Here is a 20,772-nt window from a genome sequence, read left to right on the forward strand (position 1 = left end):
GGCCGCCGGATGGCTCTTACGCGCCAGGCGGAGGCCCCCTAGTCTGAGTAGCGGTTACTCGCCAGTTACATGCTCGTAGTCATGCCCGTAGTCATGCCGAACAGGCCCTGCCGCGTGGTCCGGAGGACGTCCGTGAGCGACACACAGACCTTGATCGAGAACCGCCCGCCCACCGTGGCGGCCCTCTTCCTTGACCGCGTCGCCGCCACGCCGAACGCGGAGGCCTACCGCTTCCCCGTGGCCGCGGCCGGCCGCGAAGGCGGTCCCGACGACTGGAAGTCGCTCAGCTGGGGGCAGGCCGCCGACCGGGTCTTCGCCATCGCCGCCGGCCTCATCGGCCTCGGCCTGCGCGCCGAGGACCGGGTCGCGCTCGCCTCCAACACCCGCGTCGAGTGGATCCTCTCGGACCTCGGTGTGATGTGCGCCGGCGGCGCCGTGACCACCATCTACCCCAGCACCAACGCCGACGAGTCCGCCTTCATCCTCTCGGACTCCGAGAGCCGGGTGCTGATCGCCGAGGACGCCGCCCAGCTGGCCAAGGCCCGCGAGCGCCGCGCCGACCTGCCCGACCTCGCCCACGTGGTGGTCCTGGAGGCCGCCGACGCCGTCCCCGCCGAGGGCGACCCGGAGGGCTGGGTGCTCTCCCTCGCCGAGCTGGAGGAGCGCGGCAGGGAACACCTCGCCCAGCACCCCGCGGCGGTCAAGGAGCGGATCGCGGCCATCACCCCCGACCAGCTCGCCACCCTCATCTACACCTCCGGCACCACCGGCCGCCCCAAGGGCGTTCGCCTCCCGCACGACAACTGGTCGTACATGGCCAAGGCCACCGTCGCCACCGGCATGATCCACTCGGACGACGTCCAGTACCTGTGGCTGCCGCTGGCCCACGTCTTCGGCAAGGTGCTCACCTCCGGCCAGATCGAGGTCGGGCACGTCACCGCCGTCGACGGCCGCATCGACAAGATCATCGAGAACCTGCCGGTCGTCCAGCCCACCTACATGGCCGCCGTCCCGCGCATCTTCGAGAAGGTCTACAACGGCGTGGCCGCCAAGGCCCGGGCGGGCGGCGGGGCCAAGTACAAGATCTTCCAGTGGTCGGTCGGCGTCGCCCGCGAGTACGCCAAGGTCACCCAGGACAACTACCGCCGCACCGGCCGGGCCACGGCCCCCTTCGCCCTCTCCGCCAAGCACAAGATCGCCGACACGCTCGTCTACTCCAAGCTCCGCGAGGCCTTCGGCGGCCGCCTGCGCGCCGCCATCTCCGGCGCCTCCGCCCTGGCCCCCGACATCGGCTACTTCTTCTCCGGCGCCGGCATCCACATCCTGGAGGGCTACGGCCTGACCGAGTCCAGCGCGGCCTCCTTCGTCAACCCGGGCGAGGCCTACCGCACCGGCACCGTCGGCAAGCCGCTCCCCGGCACCGAGGTCCGCATCGCCGACGACGGCGAGGTCATGCTGCGCGGCCCCGGCATCATGCAGGGCTACCACGGCCAGCCCGAGAAGACCGCCGAGGTCCTGGAGAGCGACGGCTGGCTGCACACCGGCGACATCGGCGAGCTCTCCCCGGACGGCTACCTGCGCATCACCGACCGCAAGAAGGACCTGATCAAGACCTCGGGCGGCAAGTACGTCGCCCCGGCGGAGATCGAGGGCCGGTTCAAGGCGATCTGCCCGTACGTCTCGGCCATCGTCGTCCACGGGGCCGACCGGAACTTCTGCTCGGCCCTGGTCGCCCTCGACGAGCCCGCGATCCTGGGCTGGGCCACCGAGAACGGCCTGGAGGGCAAGACGTACGCGGAGGTCCTCGCGGCGCCGGAGACCGGCCGCCTGATCGAGACGTACGTGCAGACCCTCAACGAGGGCCTCCAGCGCTGGCAGACGATCAAGAAGTTCCGCATCCTGCCGCGCGACCTCGACGTCGAACACGGCGACCTCACCCCCAGCCTCAAGCTGAAGCGCCCGGTCGTCGAGCGTGAGTTCAAGCACCTCATCGACGAAATGTACGAGGGCTCCCGGGAGGCCTAGTCCGGCCCCCGGCCGGGGGCGTAAACGACCATGGGGCGGTGCGGGACAATGGCGTCATGCCTTCCGCACTGCCCGATGGTGAACCCATGCCCGAAGACGGCTCGCTGCCGTCGCACGCCCTGGAGGGCACCGGGGGGCGGCCGCTGGGCTTCTACCTGCACGTCCCGTACTGCGCCACGCGCTGCGGGTACTGCGACTTCAACACCTACACCGCCACCGAGCTGCGCGGTACCGGCGGCGTGCTCGCCTCCCGGGAGAACTACGCCGACACCCTGATCGGCGAGGTCCGCCTCGCCCGCAAGGTGCTCGGCGACGACCCGCGCGCCGTGCGGACCGTCTTCGTCGGCGGCGGCACGCCCACGCTGCTGCCCGCGCGGGACCTCGTACGGATGCTCGCAGCGATCCGCGACGAGTTCGGGCTGGCCGAGGACGCCGAGGTCACCACCGAGGCCAACCCGGAGTCCGTGAACCCGGAGTACCTGGCGGAGCTGCGGGCCGGCGGCTTCAACCGGATCTCCTTCGGCATGCAGAGCGCCCGGCAGCACGTCCTGAAGGTGCTGGACCGCACGCACACCCCCGGGCGCCCCGAGGCGTGCGTCGCGGAGGCGCGGGCAGCGGGCTTCGAGCACGTCAACCTCGACCTGATCTACGGCACCCCGGGGGAGTCCGACGACGACTGGCGGGCCTCGCTGGAGGCCGCGCTCGGCGCCGGGCCCGACCACGTCAGCGCGTACGCCCTGATCGTCGAGGAGGGCACGCAGCTGGCCCGCCGGATCCGCCGCGGCGAGGTCCCGATGACCGACGACGACGTGCACGCCGACCGGTACCTGATCGCCGACGAGGTCATGGAGCGGGCCGGGTACTCCTGGTACGAGGTGTCGAACTGGGCCACCTCCGAGGCCGGCCGCTGCCTGCACAACGAGCTGTACTGGCGCGGCGCCGACTGGTGGGGCGCGGGCCCGGGCGCCCACTCGCACGTCGGCGGGGTGCGCTGGTGGAACGTGAAGCACCCCGGCGCGTACGCGGCCGCCCTGGCGGAGGGACGGTCGCCGGGCGCGGGGCGCGAGCTGCTGTCGGCGGAGGACCGGCGCGTGGAGCGGATCCTGCTGGAGCTGCGGCTGGTGGACGGCGTCCCGCTGTCCCTGCTGGCCCCCGCGGGCCTCGCGGCCTCCCGCCGCGCCCTGGCCGACGGCCTCCTGGAGGCCGGGCCGTACGACGCGGGGCGGGCGGTGCTGACGCTGCGCGGGCGGCTGCTGGCCGACGCGGTGGTGCGGGACCTGGTCGACTGACCAGGTCCCGGCGGAGGGGCGGGGTCAGCTCGGCCAGCTGTTGCGCCAGGGCTTGTAGTGCGGGTTGTCCTGGCACTCGTCCATGATCTCGGTCTTGGAGGTCTTGTCGACCGGGCACACCGCGACGATGAAGGAGCGGTCGATGCCGCCGGGGAAGGCGACCTCCACCTGGGAGGCGTACTTGTGGGTGTCGCCGATGGTCTGGTTGACGTCCACCCCGCCCGGGGCGTCGATGTAGTAGTTCCAGCCGCTCTTCCACCAGGTCTTGTACAGGTCGTGGTCGTAGGTGGTCGACACGTACGGGGAGGGCTGGTTGACCAGCACGTACTGTTCGATGTCGTACTGGCCGTCCAGGGGTGCCTTCGGCTTGAAGCCCTCCTCGAAGACCACCGACGGCGGACGGCCGTCGGAGCGGTAGAGCTGCTTGCAGTTGATCCGCCAGGACGGTGACGGGGTGATGCGCTCCACCACGACGGTCTTGTCCGCCGCGGCGAAGAGGTGGTCGGTCACCCGGGGACAGGAGTTCGCCGGGGCGGCGTGCGCCGCGGCCGAGGCGGAGGCGGGCGGGAGCAGGGCGGCGGCGAGCACGGTCGCGGCGAGGACGGCGCGCTGCCGCAGAGCAAAGGTGATCATGGTGAGCACCCTTGCCCTTCGTGGTGCTCCGCACACGCACTGTCACCCGTAGGTGGGCGAGTCGTCCGACGGTGCGCGGTGCCCCGGCGTGCCGCGCCTCAGGGCGCCGTGACGAAGTCGATCAGCTCCTCGACGCGGCCCAGCAGCGTCGGTTCCAGGTCCCGGTACGAGGACACCCGCGACAGGATGTGCTGCCAGGCGGCCCCCGTGTTCGCGGGCCAGCCCAGCGCACGGCAGACGCCCGTCTTCCAGTCCTGGCCGCGCGGCACCTCCGGCCATGCCCGGATGCCCAGCACGGAGGGCTTCACGGCCTGCCAGACGTCCACGTACGGGTGACCCACCACCAGCACGTCCGCTGAGGTCACCGAGGCCGCGATCCGGGACTCCTTGGACCCCGGCACCAGGTGGTCCACCAGCACGCCGAGACGGGCGTCCGGCCCCGGGGCGAACTCCTCCACCACGGCGGCCAGGTCGTCGACGCCCTCCAGGTACTCCACCACCACGCCCTCGATCCGCAGGTCGTCGCCCCACACCCGCTCGACCAGCTCGGCGTCGTGCCGCCCCTCCACGTAGATCCGCCCGGCGCGCGCCACCCGGGCCCGCGCCCCCGGGACGGCGATCGAGCCGGAGGCCGTACGGGCCGGCGCGGCGGGCCCCCGCGAGGGGCGGGTCAGGGTCACCACGGCGCCGTCCAGCAGGAAGCCGCGCGGCTCCAGCGGGAAGACCCGGCGCTTTCCGAAACGGTCCTCCAGGGTCACGGTGCCCGCCTCGCATGCCACCACCGCGCCGCAGAAGTCCGTACCCGCCACCTCGACCACCAGGTCCGGGTCGGCCGGCACCTCCGGTACGGCCTTGGCGCGCTTCCACTGCGGGGTCAGGTCGGGGGAGTACTCACGCATTCGGCCGACACTAGGAGAGCCGGCGCCCTCACGCCTCCGACACGCCGAACCGGCCCGCCAGTGTGGCGCGTTGCGCACGCACGAAGCCCGCGTCCACCAGCGCTCCGTGCCCCGGCACGTACACCGCGTCGTCCCCGCCCAGGGACAGCAGCCGGTCCAGGGCGGCCGGCCACTGGCCCGGCACCGCGTCCCGGCCGGCCTGGGGCTCGCCCGACTCCTCGACCAGGTCCCCGCAGAACACCGCCTCCCGCTCGCCCGGCACGAAGACGGCCAGGTCGTGCTGGGAGTGCGCGGGCCCCACGTTGGCCAGCAGCACCTGCACCCCGCCCAGCTCCAGGGTCCACTCGCCCGACACCAGGTGCCGCGGTGCCCGGAGCAGCCCGGCCGCCTCGGCGGCCTCCGCCTCCGCCAGGCCGTGCCGGACCGCGCTCGCCCGTACCTCCTCGCGGCCGGTGGGGGCCGACAGCAGCCGGTCCAGGCCGACCGCCCCGAAGGTCTCGGCGCCCGCGAAGGCCGCCCCGCCCAGCACGTGGTCGAAATGTCCGTGCGTGAATGCGATATGGGTCACGCGGCGGCCCGTCAGCCGCTCCGCCTCGGCCCGCACCCCCGCCCCCTCGCGCACCGAGGACCCGGGGTCGATCAACAGCACCGACTCGTCCCCCACCACCAGCCCCACCGTGCAGTCCCACACCGGCAGCCGCCGCCGGCCGACCCGTCCGGTGACCCGTTCCCAGCCCGCCTCTTCCCAACGCACGTCCATGCCGCGACGCTACCCTGGCGGGCCGCCCTTGCCCGCGGCGTACTACCCGGCCGTACACTGACCGGGGGATGTCTGGCACTCAGACGCGCAGAGTGCCAACAAGCCAGCGACCGGCCCCCGACGGCCAGACCGACGACCGACCCGCATCCGGAGGTGTGCGCGATGCTCAGTGAACGCAGGCTCGAGGTATTGCGCGCCATCGTCCAGGACTACGTGGGGACGGAGGAGCCCGTCGGCTCCAAGGCCCTCACCGAGCGGCACCGGCTGGGCGTCTCGCCCGCCACCGTCCGCAACGACATGGCCGTGCTGGAGGAGGAGGGCTACATCGCCCAGCCCCACACCAGCGCCGGCCGGATCCCCACGGACAAGGGCTACCGGCTCTTCGTCGACAAGCTCGCGGGCGTCAAGCCGCTGTCGAGCCCCGAGCGCCGGGCCATCCAGAACTTCCTCGACGGCGCCGTCGACCTCGACGACGTGGTCGGGCGCACGGTGCGGCTGCTCGCGCAGCTCACCCGCCAGGTCGCCGTCGTCCAGTACCCGTCGCTGACCCGCTCCACCGTGCGGCACGTCGAGCTGCTGTCGCTGGCCCCGGCCCGGCTGATGCTCGTACTGATCACCGACACGGGGCGCGTCGAGCAGCGCATGGTCGACACCCAGACGCCCTTCGGCGAGAACTCCCTCGCCGACCTGCGGGCGCGGCTCAACAGCAGGGTCGTGGGCCGTCGGTTCACCGACGTCCCGCAGCTGGTGCAGGACCTTCCGGAGTCGTTCGAGATCGAGGACCGGGCGACCGTCACGGCCGTCCTCGCGACCCTTCTCGAAACGCTGGCCGAGGAGGCGGAGGAGCGGCTGATGATCGGCGGCACCGCCAACCTCACTCGCTTCGGACATGACTTCCCCTTGACGATCAGGCCGGTGCTGGAAGCGCTCGAAGAGCACGTGGTGCTCCTCAAGCTGCTCGGCGAGGCCGGAGAGTCGGGAATGGCCGTACGGATCGGGCACGAGAACGCCTACGAGGGGCTCAACTCCACGTCGGTCGTGTCCGTCGGCTACGGTTCGGGCGGCGAAGCAGTCGCCAAACTCGGCGTGGTCGGACCGACCCGCATGGACTACCCCGGAACGATGGGAGCGGTACGCGCAGTGGCACGTTACGTCGGACAGATCCTGGCGGAGTCGTAAGTGGCCACGGACTACTACGCCGTACTCGGCGTGCGCCGCGACGCATCGCAGGACGAGATCAAGAAGGCCTTCCGCCGCCTCGCCCGTGAACTCCACCCGGACGTGAACCCGGACCCGAAGACGCAGGAGCGCTTCAAGGAGATCAACGCGGCCTACGAGGTCCTCTCGGACCCGCAGAAGAAGCAGGTCTACGACCTCGGCGGCGACCCGCTGTCCTCCTCGGGCGGCGGTGGCGGCGCGGGCGGCTTCGGAGCGGGCGGCTTCGGCAACTTCTCCGACATCATGGACGCCTTCTTCGGCCAGACCTCGCAGCGCGGCCCGCGCTCGCGGACCCGCCGCGGCCAGGACGCCATGATCCGCCTGGACCTGGAACTGGACGAGGCCGCCTTCGGCACGACCAAGGACATCCAGGTCGACACGGCCGTCGTCTGCGGCACCTGCACCGGCGAGGGCGCCGCCCCCGGCACCTCGGCGCAGACCTGTGACATGTGCCGCGGCCGCGGCGAGGTCTCCCAGGTCACCCGGTCCTTCCTCGGCCAGGTCATGACCTCGCGCCCCTGCCCGCAGTGCCAGGGCTTCGGCACCGTGGTCCCGACCCCGTGCCCCGAGTGCGCGGGCGACGGCCGGGTCCGCTCCCGCCGCAGCCTCACCGTCAAGATCCCCGCCGGTGTCGAGAACGGCACCCGGATCCAGCTCGCGGGCGAGGGCGAGGTCGGCCCCGGCGGCGGCCCCGCCGGCGACCTCTACGTGGAGATCCACGAGCTGCCGCACCCGACCTTCCAGCGGCGCCAGGACGACCTGCACTGCACGGTCACCATCCCCATGACGGCCGCGGCCCTGGGCACCAAGTGCCCGCTGGAGACGCTGGACGGCATGGAGGAGATCGACATCCGGCCCGGCACCCAGTCCGGGCAGGCCATCCCGCTGCACGGGCGCGGCGTCACCCACCTGCGCGGCGGCGGCCGGGGCGACCTGATCGTCCACGTCGAGGTCACCACCCCCGGCAAGCTCGACGCCCAGCAGGAGGAGCTGTTGCGCCAGCTCGCCAAGCTGCGCGGCGAGGAGCGGCCGATGGGGCAGTTCGCCCCCGGCCAGCAGGGCCTCTTCAGCCGCCTGAAGGACGCGTTCAACGGCCGCTGAGGCGCCCGGGAACCCGTACGGAGCCCGGTCCGGGGACGCCCCGGGCCGGGCTCCGTGCTTCCCGGATCACGGCACGCGTCGATTCCCGGACACCGCCCGGGAACGGACTATGCCAGGCGAAAGCGACGGTTCGGCGCGGTGCCCGGGACGTGGCACGATGCAGTCCATGTCCTCCGCGCCGAACGGTCTCCACCCGTACCCGATCGTGCAGGCTCCCATGGCGGGCGGCGCCTCCTGCCCGCCGCTCGTCGCCGCCGTGTGCGAGGCCGGCGGGCTCGGCTACCTCGCCGGCGGGTACAAGACCGCCGACGGCATGTACCAGGAGATCAAGCGGACCCGCGGCCTGACCCGGCGGCCCTTCGGCGTCAACCTCTTCGTGCCGCAGACCGGCTACGTGGACCAGGCCGCCGTCGAGACCTACCGCGGGCAGCTGGCCGGCGAGGCCGGATGGTACGCGGTCTCGCTCGCCGCGGAGGACATCATCGCCACCGGCGACGACGGCTACGAGGCCAAACTCGCCATCCTGCTCGAGGACCCCGTCCCGGCGGTCTCCTTCACCTTCGGCACGCCCGCGCCCGAGGTCCTGGAGCGGCTGCGCCGGGCCGGAACGCACACCGTCGTCACCGTCACCTCGGTCGACGAGGCCCGTACCGCGCAGGCGGCCGGCGCCGGCTCCGTCTGCGTCCAGGGGATCGAGGCGGGCGGCCACCAGGGCACCCACCGTGACGACCCGCAGACCGACGGCACGGCCGGCGTCGGCCTGCTCGCGCTGGTCGCGCAGGTACGCGAGGCCGTGGCCCTGCCCATCACCGCCGCGGGCGGCCTGATGCGGGGCGCGCAGATCGCGGCGGTGCTCGCGGCCGGCGCGGAGTCGGCGCAGCTCGGCACGGCCTTCCTGGCCTGCCCGGAGTCGGGAGCGCACCCGCTGCACAAGCGGGCGCTGACCGACCCGATGTTCGCCCACACGGAACTGACCCGGGCCTTCTCGGGCCGGCCCGCGCGGGGGCTGGTCAACCGCTTCATGCGGGAGCACGGGCCGTACGCGCCGGCCGCCTACCCCCAGGTCCACGACATGACCTCGGGCCTGCGCAAGGCCGCCGCGGCGGCGGGGGACCCGCAGGGCATGTCCCTGTGGGCCGGGCAGGGGCACCGGCTTGCCCGGACGCTGCCGGCCGGGGCGCTGGTGGAAGTACTGGTGGCAGAACTGGCCGAGGCGCAGAACGCGTTGAAGGCATTGCAGATGAGGAGAGCGTCATGACGGCCCCCGTGTTCGTGGTCGAAGAGGTTCCGGCGGGGCCGGAGTTCGTGCTGGAGGGCCCCGAGGGGCGGCACGCGGTGTCCGTGAAGCGGCTGAACCCGGGCGAGGACGTGGTCCTCACCGACGGGCGCGGCCGGTGGACGGAAGGCGTGGTCAAGGCGGCGGAGGGCAAGGACCGCCTGGTGGTCACGGACCTGGAGTCCGTGAGGGAGGAACCGGAGCCCGACGTACGGATCACCGTGGTGCAGGCCCTGCCGAAGGGCGACCGGGGCGAGGTGGCGGTCGAGACGATGACGGAGACCGGCGTCGACGCCATCGTGCCGTGGCAGGCCTCCCGTTGCATCACCCAGTGGCGCGGCGACCGGGGCGAGAAGTCCCTGGCCAAGTGGCGTTCGACGGCCCGGGAGTCGGGCAAGCAGTCGCGCCGGGTCCGCTTCCCGGAGGTGGCCGGGGCGATGTCCACGAAGCAGGTGGCCGCGCTGCTGGCGCAGGCCGACCTGGCGGTGGTGCTGCACGAGGACCGTGACGCTCCCTCGGCGGCGCTGGCCACGGCCCCGCTGCCGGAGAAGGGGTCCGTGGTGCTGGTGGTCGGCCCCGAGGGCGGGGTGTCGCCGGAGGAGCTGGCCGCCTTCGCCGCGGCCGGGGCGCTGCCGTACCGGCTGGGCCCCTCGGTGCTGCGTACGTCGACCGCCGGCACGGCGGCGACGGCGGTGCTGCTGGCGCGCACGGGGCGCTGGTCGTAGGCCGCCGCCCGGGGGCGGTCCGGGTGGCGGGCGCCGTACGCGGCCCCGCACCGGCCCCGGGCTGCGGGGCCGGCCCGGTAGCATGCCCCGACCGATCAACGTCAACGGGAGGCGCAGCAATGGCCGGGGAACCGCAGGCGGACTGCCTGTTCTGCAAGATCGTCGAGGGGACCGTTCCGGCGACGCTCGTCCGCGAGAGCGAAACGACCGTCGCCTTCCGGGACATCAACCCGCAGGCGCCCACCCACGTGCTCGTGATCCCCAAGGCGCACTACCCCGACGCGGCCTCCCTCGCCGCCGCCGAGCCGGGCGTGATCGCCGACATACTGCGTGAGGCCGGGGAGATCGCCGCCGAGGAGAAGATCGCCGACAGCGGCTACCGGGTGGTGTTCAACACCGGCGCCGGCGCGGGCCAGACCGTCTTCCACGCGCACCTGCACGTCCTCGGGGGCCGCGGCCTCCAGTGGCCGCCCGGATAAGCCGTGTCCGTACGCGAGTTCGTGGTCCTGGGCACCGCCAGCCAGGTCCCCACCCGGCACCGCAACCACAACGGCTACCTGCTGCGCTGGGACGGCGAGGGCATCCTCTTCGACCCGGGCGAGGGCACGCAGCGGCAGATGCTGCGGGCCGGGGTCGCGGCGCACGACATCAACCGGATCTGCGTCACGCACTTCCACGGCGACCACAGCCTCGGCCTGGCCGGGGTGATCCAGCGGATCAACCTCGACCAGGTCCCGCACCCCGTGACGGCGCACTACCCGGCCTCGGGGCAGAAGTTCTTCGACCGGCTGCGGTACGCCACCGCCTACCGGGAGACCGTGCGGCTCCTGGAGGAGCCGGTCGCCGCGGACGGGGTGCTCGCGCGCGGGCCCTCGTACGTCCTGGAGGCGCGGCGGCTCTCGCACCCGGTGGAGTCCTTCGGCTACCGGGTGACCGAGCCGGACGGGCGCCGGATGGTCCCCGCGCTGCTCGCGCGGTACGGGATCAAGGGGCCCGACGTCGGCCGGATCCAGCGCGAGGGGCGGCTGGAGGGGCCGGAGGGCGAGGTCACGCTGGAGGCCGTCAGCGAGCACCGGGCGGGGCAGCGGTTCGCCTTCGTCATGGACACCCGGCTCTGTGACGGCGTGGACGCGCTGGCGGAGGGCTGCGACATGCTGGTCATCGAGTCGACCTTCCTCGACGCGGACGTCCGGCTGGCCACCGACCACGGCCACCTCACCGCCGGACAGGCGGCGCGGGTGGCGCGGGACGCGGGCGTACGGCACCTGGTGCTGACGCACTTCTCGCAGCGGTACGCGGATCCGTCGGAGTTCGAACGCGAGGCCCGCGCGGCGGGATTCGAGGGGGAGCTGACGATCGCGGCGGACCTGGGACGGGTGGCCCTGCCCAAGCGGTAGGAGGAGCGCCGGGGGTGGTGTTCCTCCAGTGGCGCTGGGGGCGGAGGTGAGCGGGGCTCCGGTGATGTGCGTCACACTGGGTTTTGGTCCTGCCCGGCCCGGGCAGGGCTGGCAGTTTTCCAGCCCACTCGCAGAAACGACACTTCACCGGGGAGCACACCGTGACCAGTCGGGACAGCCGCATCGCCCTCGACCCGCTCGGACCGGTGCGCGATCCCCAAGAGCCGGGCTGCGACGTCTTCCTGACCGGCACGGTCTTCCTCGACATCATCTTCACCGGCCTGGACACGGCCCCCGTGCGCGGTACCGAGTCCTGGGCGCGCGGCATGGGCTCCAGCCCCGGCGGCGTCGCCAACATGGCCACCGCCCTGGCCCGGCTGGGCCTGCGCACCGCGCTGGCCGCCGCCTTCGGCGACGACCACTACGGCGAGTACTGCTGGGACGCCCTCGAACAGGGCGAGGGCATCGACCTGTCCATGTCGCGCACCGTCCCCGGCTGGCACAGCCCCGTCACGGTCTCCATGGCGTACGAGGGCGAGCGCACCATGGTCTCCCACGGCCACGAGGCACCGCCCCCGGCTGGCCCCGGCCCCTTCCCCTGGTGCCCGCCGAAGGCGCGCGCGGCGGTGGCCTCCCTCGGCGCCGGGCAGACCGAGGACTGGATCTCGGAGGCGGCCCGCCGGGGCTCCAGGATCTTCGCGGACGTCGGCTGGGACGAGACCGGGCGGTGGGACCTGGGGGCCCTGGCCGACCTCCAGCACTGCGAGGCGTTCCTGCCCAACGCGGGAGAGGCGATGCGCTACACCCGGACCGAGTGTCCGCGCAGAGCGGCCCGGGCCCTCGCGGAGAAGGTCCCGGTCGCGGTGGTGACCATGGGCTCGGAGGGCTCGTACGCGGTCGACAGCCGCACCGGGGAGACGGCGGAGGCCCCCGCGATCCCGGTGGACGCCCTGGACCCGACCGGCGCGGGCGACGTGTACGTGGCCGGCTTCGTCACGGGCAGCCTGGCGGGGTGGCCGCTCGCCGACCGGCTGGCCTTCGCCGGGCTGACCGCCGCCCTCTCGGTGCAGGAGTTCGGCGGCTCCCTCTCCGCCCCGGGCTGGCCCGAGGTGGCCCACTGGTGGCGCACCGCCCCCGACGCCCTGCGGGACCGCTACGCCTTCCTGGACGCCCTCGTCCCGCCGGGCGCCGCGCCCTGCTCGCGCCGCCGGGCGGTCCCGACCATCGGCTTCCGGCACTCGGTGTAGGAACCGTCCGGGACCGCCCGGAAAACCCCTCGGGCTCGGCCTGGGGTGGACGTACCCTGGTATTCCGGAGGTCGACGATCGGCGCGGCCCCTCAGCGGGAGGTATGCGCAGGCCACAGTGCCGGCCCATGACTCAGACACCGACAGCCCACACCCCGGCGCAGGGCCAGGCGCGCGCCCACTTCACGGTCCCGGCGACGCACCCCATGGTGACCGTGCTCGGCTCGGGCGACGCGCTGCTGCGCGTGATCGAAAAGGCTTTCCCGAAGGCCGACATCCATGTTCGGGGCAATCAGGTCAGCGCGGTCGGGGCGGCGGCGGAAGTCGCCCTGATCCAGCGCCTGTTCGACGAGATGATGCTGGTGCTCCGCACCGGGCAACCGATGACGGAGGACGCAGTGGAACGCTCGATCGCCATGCTCAAGGCGAACGGCAGCGAGGGCGGTGACCCGGAGACCCCCGCCGAGGTGCTTACGCAGAACATCCTCTCCAACCGGGGCCGCACCATCCGCCCCAAGACCCTCAACCAGAAGCGGTACGTCGACGCGATCGACAAGCACACGATCGTCTTCGGCATCGGCCCCGCCGGTACCGGCAAGACCTACCTCGCGATGGCGAAGGCGGTCCAGGCGCTGCTGTCCAAGCAGGTCAGCCGGATCATCCTGACCCGCCCCGCCGTCGAGGCGGGCGAGCGGCTCGGCTTCCTCCCGGGCACGCTGTTCGACAAGATCGACCCGTACCTGCGCCCGCTCTACGACGCCCTGCACGACATGATCGACCCGGATTCGATCCCAAGGCTGATGGCCGCCGGAACCATCGAGGTCGCGCCCCTGGCCTACATGAGGGGCAGAACCCTCAATGACGCCTTCGTCGTCCTCGACGAGGCGCAGAACACCACCGTCGAGCAGATGAAGATGTTCCTGACGCGCCTCGGCTTCGATTCGAAGATCGTCGTCACCGGTGACATCACCCAGATCGACCTTCCGGGCGGTGCCAGGAGCGGTCTGCGGCAGGTCCAGGAGATCCTCGAAGGGGTGCCGGACATCCACTTCTCGCGGCTCACGTCCGAGGATGTCGTCCGGCACAAGCTGGTCGGCCGTATCGTCGACGCGTACGAGAAGTACGACGACAGCCAGGCGGCCCGGGAGACCGGTCCGGCCCGGAACGGCAACCAGCGGAAGTAGAACCCAGCGCACCATGTCGATCGACGTCAACAACGAGTCCGGAACCGAGGTCGACGAGCAGGCGATCCTCGACATCGCCCGCTACGCGCTCACCCGGATGAGGATCCATCCGCTGTCCGAGCTCTCCGTCATCGTCATCGACGAGGACGCCATGGAGCAGCTCCACATCCAGTGGATGGACCTCCCCGGACCGACCGACGTCATGTCCTTCCCGATGGACGAGCTCCGTCCGCCGACGAAGGACGACGAGGAGCCCCCGCAGGGTCTCCTCGGTGACATCGTGCTCTGCCCCGAGGTGGCCAAGAAGCAGGGCGACGAGGCGCCGACGCGGCACTCCATGGACGAGGAGCTCCAGCTCCTGACCGTCCACGGGGTGCTGCACCTGCTCGGGTACGACCACGAGGAGCCGGACGAGAAGGCCGAGATGTTCGGCCTCCAGGCAGCCATCGTCGACGGCTGGCGCGCCGAGCGCGGCCTGACCGGCCCCTCGCCGGCCCCCACCGTCTCGTGACCGGCGCCGCCCAGCTGATCACCGGGGCGGTGCTGCTGACCGTGGTGGCCTGGTTCGCGGCGTGCGCCGAGTCCGGGATCGCCCGCGTCTCCAGCTTCCGCGCCGAGCAGGCGGTACGGGAGGGCCGGCGCGGGAGCGCGAAGCTCGCCCAGGTCGCCGGCGACCCCACCCGGTACGTCAACGTGGCCCTGCTGGTGCGGGTGACCTGCGAGATGGCGGCGGGCGTGCTCGTCACGTACGTCTGCCTCGACGAGTTCGGCGAGAACTGGACGGCGCTGCTCGTCGCCATCGCCGTGATGGTGCTGGTGTCCTTCGTGGCGGTGGGCGTGTCCCCCCGTACGATCGGCCGCCAGCACCCGCTGAACACCGCGACGGCGGCCGCGTACGTCCTCGTACCGCTGGCGCGGGTCATGGGTCCGGTCCCGCAGCTCCTGATCCTGCTCGGCAACGCGCTCACCCCCGGCAAGGGCTTCCGCAAGGGGCCCTTCGCCTCCGAGGCGGAGCTGCGCGCGATGGTGGACCTCGCGGAGAAGGAATCGCTGATCGAGGACGACGAGCGCCGGATGGTGCACCAGGTCTTCGAGCTGGGCGACACCCTCGTGCGCGAGGTGATGGTGCCCCGCACCGACCTGGTGTGCATCGAGCGCTACAAGACGATCCGGCAGGCGACGACGCTCGCGCTGCGGTCCGGCTTCTCGCGGATCCCCGTCACCGGGGAGAACGAGGACGACATCGTCGGCATCGTCTACCTGAAGGACCTCGTCCGCAGGACCCACATCAACCGGGACGCCGAGTCCGACCTGGTCTCCACGGTGATGCGGCCCGCGGTCTTCGTGCCCGACACGAAGAACGCGGGGGACCTGCTGCGCGAGATGCAGTCGGTGCGCAACCACGTGGCCGTCGTCATCGACGAGTACGGCGGCACCGCCGGCATCGTCACCATCGAGGACATCCTGGAAGAGATCGTCGGCGAGATCACCGACGAGTACGACCGGGAGATCCCGCCCGTGGAGGAGCTGGGCGAGGACCGCTACCGGGTCACGGCGCGGCTCGACATCACCGACCTCGGAGAGCTGTTCGGGGCCCTGGCCTTCGACGACGAGGACGTGGAGACGGTCGGCGGGCTGCTGGCGAAGGCGCTGGGCCGGGTCCCGATCGCGGGTGCCTCGGCGGTGGTGGACCTGCCGGACGGGCGTCCGCTGAAGCTCACGGCGGAATCCCCGGCGGGGCGCCGGAACAAGATCGTGACGGTGCTGGTGGAGCCGGTGGTCGTGACGGAGGCCGAAGAGGCGGAGGCGGAATGACCCCCGCGGAGCTGCGCGCGTTCTGCCTGGGCTTCAACGCGGCCGTGGAGGAGTTCCCCTTCACCCCGGAGACCTCGGTGTTCAAGGTGCTGGGGAAGGTGTTCGCCCTGACCGCGCTGGACGCCGAGCCGCTGAAGGTCAACCTCAAGTGCGAGCCGGAGGCGGCCGTGCGGCTACGGGCCGAGCACGCGGCGATCGTCCCGGGCTGGCACATGAACAAGCGGCACTGGAACACCGTGACGGTCGGCGGTCTGCCCGACGCACTGGTGCGGGAGCTGGTCGAGGACTCGTACGACCTGGTCGTGGCCGGGTTGCCGAGGGCGGAGCGGCTGCGGCTCGACCGGCCGTGACGCGGAACCGCACGAAGGGACCGTCCCGGCGGGGCCGTCGCCGGGCTTTGCCGGGGCGCTCCCTATGCTGTCGCCCATGAGCGAGAGCACCGTGGGCAACGGCATCGACCCCGAGGACAGCAAGATCATCACCCTGGCGCGCAGCGCCCGGGCCCGCAACGGAGTCCCCGAAGGGGCGGCGGTACGGGACGAGACCGGCCGTACGTACGTCGCCGGCACCGTGGAGCTCGACTCCCTCAAGCTGAGCGCCCTCCAGACGGCCGTCGCCATGGCGGTCGCCAGCGGAGCGCGCTCCCTGGAGGCCGCGGCCGTGGTCAGCGCGGCCGACGCCCCCGCCGACGCCGACCGCGCCGCGGTCCGCGACCTGGGCGGCCCCGCCACCCCGGTCCTGCTCGCCGCCCCGGACGGCACCCTGAAGTCCACCACGCCCGCCGGAGCCTGAACCCCGGGACCCCGGCGGCGCCGGGCGTCAGCCCGACGGCCGGCCGGCGCGTTTTCCGGGAGACGGGCGCCGCCGGGGCCGGGGCGGCGACGCCCCCTCCTGAGGGCGAAGCCGGCGGGCGCGGGGGGCCGCGGCGGGCGCCACCGGCCCGCTGGAGCGGGCCCGGACCGCGGCGGGGACGGCCCGCCGGTCCGGCCCCGGAGGCCGTACGGACGCCGTCCCGGGCGGCCCGGCGACCGGCGCCGCGAGCCTCCCGCCGCCCCTGCGGCAGCGGCCTGGTCGGCGCGGGGGGCCGCATCGGGGAGAATGGCCCGTATGAGCGATCGTTCCCCCGAGCCCAACGCCCCGCACCGCGCGGGCTTCGCCTGCTTCGTCGGCCGCCCCAACGCGGGCAAGTCGACCCTGACCAACGCGCTCGTGGGCACCAAGGTCGCGATCACCTCCAACCGGCCGCAGACCACCCGCCACACCGTCCGCGGCATCGTGCACCGCCCGGACGCGCAGCTGGTGCTCGTCGACACGCCGGGCCTGCACAAGCCGCGCACGCTGCTCGGCGAGCGCCTGAACGACGTGGTGCGCACCACGTGGGCCGAGGTCGACGTGATCGGCTTCTGCCTGCCCGCCGACCAGAAGCTCGGCCCCGGCGACAAGTTCATCGCCAAGGAGCTCGCGGGGATCAAGAAGACCCCCAAGATCGCCATCGTCACCAAGACGGACCTGGTCGAGTCCAAGCAGCTGGCCGAGCAGCTCCTCGCCATCCACCAGCTGGGCGCCGAGCTCGGCATCGAGTGGGCCGAGATCGTGCCCGTCTCGGCCGTCGGCGACAAGCAGGTGCAGCTGCTGGCCGACCTCATCGCGCCGCTGCTGCCCGAGAGCCCCCCGCTGTACCCGGAGGGCGACCTCACCGACGAGCCCGAGATGGTGATGGTCGCGGAGCTGATCCGCGAGGCCGCGCTGGAGGGCGTGCGCGACGAGCTCCCGCACTCCATCGCCGTCGTGGTCGAGGAGATGATCCCGCGCGAGAACCGGCCCGCGGACCGGCCGCTGCTGGACATCCACGCCAACGTCTACATCGAGCGTCCCAGCCAGAAGGGCATCATCATCGGCCCGAAGGGCTCGCGCCTGAAGGAGGTCGGCATGAAGTCGCGCAAGCACATCGAGGCGCTGCTCGGCACGCCGGTCTTCCTCGACCTGCACGTGAAGGTCGCCAAGGACTGGCAGCGCGACCCCAAGCAGCTCCGCAAGCTCGGCTTCTAGGCCCTGTCGCCGAAGGAGCGCCCGGCGGGACAACGCCGAGGACGCTCCAGGGCCTAGCGGAGCCTGCGCACCTTCAGCGCGTTGTCCCTGCGGCTCCCGGGCCGGCCGTCGGGGGCCGTCATGGCCTGCTCGTGCTCGGCCGCGACCAGCACCTCCCAGCCGCCCTCCGGCAGCTCCAGCTGGCCGAGGACCTCGTCCGGGGTCGGGAAGTGGATGTCCGCGTGCGCGTCCGGGTCCCAGGACGGCCCGCCCGCGTGGCCCGCGATCAGCAGGATCCCGCCCGGGGCCACGGCCGTCGCGGCGGTGCGCAGGATCCGCTCGCGCGGGAAGTCCCCGTACGAGTGCAGGAAGCACGCGGAGACCAGGTCGAACTCCCCGTCGGGGAAGGACCGCGCCAGGTCGTGCCGCTGCCAGTCGACGCGGTCGGCGAGCCCCGCCTCGGCGGCGTGCCCGGCCGCCCGCTCCAGCGCCACCCCGGAGATGTCGGTCCCGGTGACCCGCCAGCCCCGCTGGGCGAGCCACACCGCGTCGGCGCCCTCGCCGCAGCCGAGGTCGAGGGCGCGCCCGGGGGTCAGGTCGGAGGCCTCGCGGACCAGGACCGCGTTGGCCCTGCCGCTCCAGATGCGGTCGCTCTCGCGGTAGCGGGCGTCCCACCATTCCGCGCCCGTGGGGTGGTCCTGGTGGTGCTGCTGCTCGGACATGGGGCCTCTTCCTGTACGGGTCTGCCGGTACGGACGATGCTGCGCCGGGGCCGGGCCCCGGGCAACTCCCGTTGCCGAACCGGCAAACCCGCCGGGCCTCAGGCCGCCGCCGGCTCCGCGATCAGGGCCGTTCCCACCCGGCGGAACCCGGCGCGGGCGTAGATCCGGGCCACGTCCTCGTCCCCGGCCGACAGGAAGACCGTACGGGCGCCGCGGGCGCGGGCCGCGGCGACCAGCGCCGCCGTCACCCCGAGGGCCAGCCCCTGCCGCCGGGCGGTGGGCAGGGTGCCGACACCGACGATCTCGGCGACGTCGCCGACCGGGTTGTACTGGCCCGAGCACAGCACCAGGCCGTCCCGTACGGCCGCCGCCATCGCGGTGCGCCCGTCGGCGAGCATCCCGGACACCCTGGCCCGGTGCTCCTCCGAGGCCGGGTCCTCCAGCGCCGCGGCGAGCTGGGCCGGTCCCGCCGTGCCCAGGGCCGTGCCCGGCTCGCGGAAGGCCAGCGCGGGGACGGTCACGGCGGCCCGCAGCAGCGGGTCCCCCGCGCCGAGCAGCCGTACCTCGGGATGCGGCGGGAGCGGCTCGGCGTCCTCGTCCAGGGCCATCAGCGGGTGGGCGTGCACGTGCAGCCCCGCCTCCTCCACCGCGGCCCGCAGCGAGGGGGTGTTTTCGGCCACCCACTCGAAGGACTCCGGCACCTTCAGCTCCCGCTGCCTCTCCAGCACCGCGCGTACGTCCTCGGCGGTCGCGTTCGCGCCGCCGGCGGCGGGCCGCGCGTAGTACTGCCAGCCCTGCCCCTCCTGCACGAACAGGGTCAGCGGCCCGAAGTCCTCGCCGCGCGCACCGCCCCGGCGGGGGACGGTGTCGTAGTACTGCTCCAGGGCGGCCAAGATCGTTTCACTCATCCCGCCATCCAAGCAAAACCGCCGCGGCCGGGCACCTGCTTATGCCCGGCCCGGAGACCGGCCCCGGTTACGCGCCTTCCTTCAGCACCCGCGAGACCAGGCTGCGCTGGGCGTCCGACAGGTGCGGGTCCTGGCAGGACACCGTCCGGCCGTCCACCGTGATCCGGTACGAGAAGCCGTCCCGCACGCCGCCCGGCCCCGGCTCGGCCCGGGGGTCCGGCCGCAGGGCCAGCAGGGCCAGTGCCCGCCACTCCTCCTCGTCGGGCCGGCCCGAGGTGTCCACCTCGGCCCGGCGTTCGATCCCCGCGAAACCGCCCGTCCGCACCACTTCGATCCGCATGGTGCCCCTTCTACCCGATGCGGGCCGCCGCGCCCAGCCTCCTCAGGCCAGGCCGACGGACGACCAGGCCTTCTGGAGGGCCTGGTGCTCCGCGCCGCCCTCGCCGTACCGGGCGACCGCCGCGGCCACCGAGAGCCGGGCGAAGTCCTTGAAGGAGGCCTTCTCGCCCAGCTGCCCGCCGGTCAGCGTGTCGTACCAGATCCGCCCGGCCCGCTCCCAGGCCTTGCCGCCCAGTTCGGTGGCCGCGATGTAGAAGGCGTGGTTGGGGATCCCGGAATTGATGTGGACGCCGCCGTTGTCGCGCGAGGTGTTGACGTAGTCGTCCATGGTCGCGGGCTGCGGGTCCTTGCCGAGTTCGTCGTCGTCGTAAGCGGTCCCCGGCGCCTTCATCGAGCGCAGCGCGACCCCGGTGACGTTCGGCCCGAGCAGCCCGGCACCGATCAGCCAGTCCGCCTGGTCGGCGGTCTGGCCGAGGGAGTACTGCTTGATCAGCGAGCCGAAGACGTCCGACATGGACTCGTTGAGCGCCCCGGACTGGCCGTGGTAGTCGAGGTTGGCCGTGTACTGGGTGACGCCGTGGGCCAGCTCGTGCCCGATGACGTCCACCGAGACCGTGAAGTCGAGGAACAGGTCCCCGTCCCCGTCGCCGAAGACCATCTGCCGGCCGTCCCAGAAGGCGTTGTTGTAGTCCTCGCCGTAGTGGACGGTCGCGTCCAGCGGCAGCCCGGAGTCGTCGATGGAGTGCCGCCCGAAGGCCTTCAGGAACAGTTCGTACGTCGCCCCGAGCCCCGCGTAGGCACGGTTGACGGTGGAGTCGCCGACCGGCTCGCTCCCCTCCCCGCGGACCTTCTTCCCGGGCAGCCGGGTGCGGTGCTGGGCGTCGTAGACCGTCCGCGAGGGCCCTTCGGCGGGGGAGTCGACGAGGGAGGGGGCGATCCCGCGGAGGGCGTTGATCTGCCGCCGCTCGCGCAGGCCGCTGTCGTGCTCGAGGGTCCGCAGGGCGGCCTCGGCCCGCGCGCCGTCCGGGGACTGGGCGGCCTTGCGGAGCAGGTGAGGGGGCACCACGGTGCAGAAGACGGGGTGGTGGGGGGTGTGGCCAGGGGAAAGGAAGGCATCCATGCACGGCAATGTGGCAGTGGGTCATGCCGCTGTCACTAGCAGCGACCATGATTCATTCGGTTGTCTCAAACGAAGTGCGCCGCGTTG

At 72.8% G+C, this 20,772-nt stretch carries 22 protein-coding genes; 15 read left to right on the forward strand and 7 right to left on the reverse strand.

Features of this window, described 5'->3' with window-relative positions:
* The first annotated feature begins 132 nt into the window (after positions 1-132).
* Together ACZ51S_RS15510 and hemW are read left to right on the forward strand one after the other, a co-directional pair.
* On the forward strand, positions 133-2,025 hold the full coding sequence (locus ACZ51S_RS15510; RefSeq protein WP_388938981.1) for an AMP-dependent synthetase/ligase: 1,893 nt from the start codon (positions 133-135) through the stop codon (positions 2,023-2,025).
* 56 nt (positions 2,026-2,081) lie between these two features.
* Positions 2,082-3,314 (forward strand): radical SAM family heme chaperone HemW, encoded by a 1,233-nt coding sequence (gene hemW, locus ACZ51S_RS15515; RefSeq protein ID WP_468961025.1) that lies wholly within the window; start codon positions 2,082-2,084, stop codon positions 3,312-3,314.
* A gap of 24 nt (positions 3,315-3,338) precedes the next feature.
* Here the strand turns inward: hemW and ACZ51S_RS15520 are convergent, their stop codons facing one another.
* The 3 genes from ACZ51S_RS15520 to ACZ51S_RS15530 form a co-directional block, all read right to left on the reverse strand.
* Positions 3,339-3,947 (reverse strand): ADP-ribosyltransferase, encoded by a 609-nt coding sequence (locus tag ACZ51S_RS15520; protein WP_468477811.1) that lies wholly within the window; start codon positions 3,945-3,947, stop codon positions 3,339-3,341.
* A gap of 98 nt (positions 3,948-4,045) precedes the next feature.
* Positions 4,046-4,846 (reverse strand): DUF3097 domain-containing protein, encoded by an 801-nt coding sequence (locus ACZ51S_RS15525; protein WP_388938985.1) that lies wholly within the window; start codon positions 4,844-4,846, stop codon positions 4,046-4,048.
* A 28-nt stretch (positions 4,847-4,874) separates the two neighbouring features.
* Positions 4,875-5,606, reverse strand: coding sequence for an MBL fold metallo-hydrolase (locus ACZ51S_RS15530; RefSeq protein WP_468801998.1), 732 nt, complete (start codon positions 5,604-5,606; stop codon positions 4,875-4,877).
* Positions 5,607-5,768: 162 nt separating this feature from the next.
* Here ACZ51S_RS15530 and hrcA point away from each other — a divergent pair, with 162 nt between their 5' ends.
* The 13 genes from hrcA (at position 5,769) to era (ending at position 17,617) form a co-directional block, all read left to right on the forward strand.
* Complete coding sequence (gene hrcA / locus ACZ51S_RS15535) at positions 5,769-6,785, forward strand: heat-inducible transcriptional repressor HrcA (RefSeq protein ID WP_388938988.1); 1,017 nt, start codon at positions 5,769-5,771, stop codon at positions 6,783-6,785.
* The gene (gene dnaJ / locus ACZ51S_RS15540) at positions 6,786-7,925 is read left to right on the forward strand and encodes a molecular chaperone DnaJ (RefSeq protein WP_388938990.1); all 1,140 of its coding nucleotides are present in this window, start codon (positions 6,786-6,788) and stop codon (positions 7,923-7,925) included.
* A 166-nt stretch (positions 7,926-8,091) separates the two neighbouring features.
* Entirely contained in the window at positions 8,092-9,183 is a 1,092-nt protein-coding gene (locus ACZ51S_RS15545; protein WP_468477813.1) for a nitronate monooxygenase, read from the forward strand.
* Complete coding sequence (locus ACZ51S_RS15550; RefSeq protein ID WP_388938993.1) at positions 9,180-9,926, forward strand: 16S rRNA (uracil(1498)-N(3))-methyltransferase; 747 nt, start codon at positions 9,180-9,182, stop codon at positions 9,924-9,926. Before ACZ51S_RS15545 ends, ACZ51S_RS15550 begins: the two co-directional genes overlap by 4 nt.
* Before the next feature lie 119 nt (positions 9,927-10,045).
* Positions 10,046-10,405, forward strand: a complete 360-nt coding sequence (locus ACZ51S_RS15555; protein ID WP_388938995.1) for a histidine triad nucleotide-binding protein — start codon at positions 10,046-10,048, stop codon at positions 10,403-10,405.
* A gap of 3 nt (positions 10,406-10,408) precedes the next feature.
* Complete coding sequence (locus ACZ51S_RS15560; protein WP_468801997.1) at positions 10,409-11,323, forward strand: ribonuclease Z; 915 nt, start codon at positions 10,409-10,411, stop codon at positions 11,321-11,323.
* 161 nt (positions 11,324-11,484) lie between these two features.
* A complete protein-coding gene (locus ACZ51S_RS15565; protein WP_468477816.1) occupies positions 11,485-12,570 on the forward strand; it encodes a carbohydrate kinase family protein in 1,086 nt (361 codons plus the stop codon).
* 127 nt (positions 12,571-12,697) lie between these two features.
* The gene (locus tag ACZ51S_RS15570) at positions 12,698-13,753 is read left to right on the forward strand and encodes a PhoH family protein (protein WP_388939000.1); all 1,056 of its coding nucleotides are present in this window, start codon (positions 12,698-12,700) and stop codon (positions 13,751-13,753) included.
* 13 nt (positions 13,754-13,766) lie between these two features.
* Complete coding sequence (gene ybeY, locus ACZ51S_RS15575) at positions 13,767-14,264, forward strand: rRNA maturation RNase YbeY (RefSeq protein WP_388939002.1); 498 nt, start codon at positions 13,767-13,769, stop codon at positions 14,262-14,264.
* A complete protein-coding gene (locus ACZ51S_RS15580) occupies positions 14,261-15,568 on the forward strand; it encodes a hemolysin family protein (protein ID WP_388939004.1) in 1,308 nt (435 codons plus the stop codon). Before ybeY ends, ACZ51S_RS15580 begins: the two co-directional genes overlap by 4 nt.
* On the forward strand, positions 15,565-15,918 hold the full coding sequence (locus ACZ51S_RS15585) for an MmcQ/YjbR family DNA-binding protein (protein ID WP_468477819.1): 354 nt from the start codon (positions 15,565-15,567) through the stop codon (positions 15,916-15,918). The genes ACZ51S_RS15580 and ACZ51S_RS15585 overlap by 4 nt, the downstream gene beginning before the upstream one ends.
* Positions 15,919-15,994: 76 nt before the next feature.
* Complete coding sequence (locus ACZ51S_RS15590; protein WP_388939008.1) at positions 15,995-16,360, forward strand: cytidine deaminase; 366 nt, start codon at positions 15,995-15,997, stop codon at positions 16,358-16,360.
* Positions 16,361-16,666: 306 nt separating this feature from the next.
* Positions 16,667-17,617, forward strand: a complete 951-nt coding sequence (gene era, locus ACZ51S_RS15595; RefSeq protein WP_388939010.1) for a GTPase Era — start codon at positions 16,667-16,669, stop codon at positions 17,615-17,617.
* Positions 17,618-17,670: 53 nt separating this feature from the next.
* Here the strand turns inward: era and ACZ51S_RS15600 are convergent, their stop codons facing one another.
* The 4 genes from ACZ51S_RS15600 to ACZ51S_RS15615 form a co-directional block, all read right to left on the reverse strand.
* Positions 17,671-18,318: a class I SAM-dependent methyltransferase gene (locus ACZ51S_RS15600; protein WP_468477820.1), complete on the reverse strand. Its 648-nt coding sequence runs from the start codon at positions 18,316-18,318 to the stop codon at positions 17,671-17,673.
* A 98-nt stretch (positions 18,319-18,416) separates the two neighbouring features.
* Positions 18,417-19,226 (reverse strand): GNAT family N-acetyltransferase, encoded by an 810-nt coding sequence (locus ACZ51S_RS15605; RefSeq protein WP_468961031.1) that lies wholly within the window; start codon positions 19,224-19,226, stop codon positions 18,417-18,419.
* Between the two features lie 67 nt (positions 19,227-19,293).
* Entirely contained in the window at positions 19,294-19,566 is a 273-nt protein-coding gene (locus ACZ51S_RS15610) for a protealysin inhibitor emfourin (RefSeq protein WP_467886107.1), read from the reverse strand.
* 42 nt (positions 19,567-19,608) lie between these two features.
* Positions 19,609-20,685 (reverse strand): M4 family metallopeptidase, encoded by a 1,077-nt coding sequence (locus ACZ51S_RS15615; protein ID WP_468961034.1) that lies wholly within the window; start codon positions 20,683-20,685, stop codon positions 19,609-19,611.
* Positions 20,686-20,772: the final 87 nt, after the last annotated feature.

The organism is Streptomyces sp. NPDC034043, assembly GCF_055575675.1.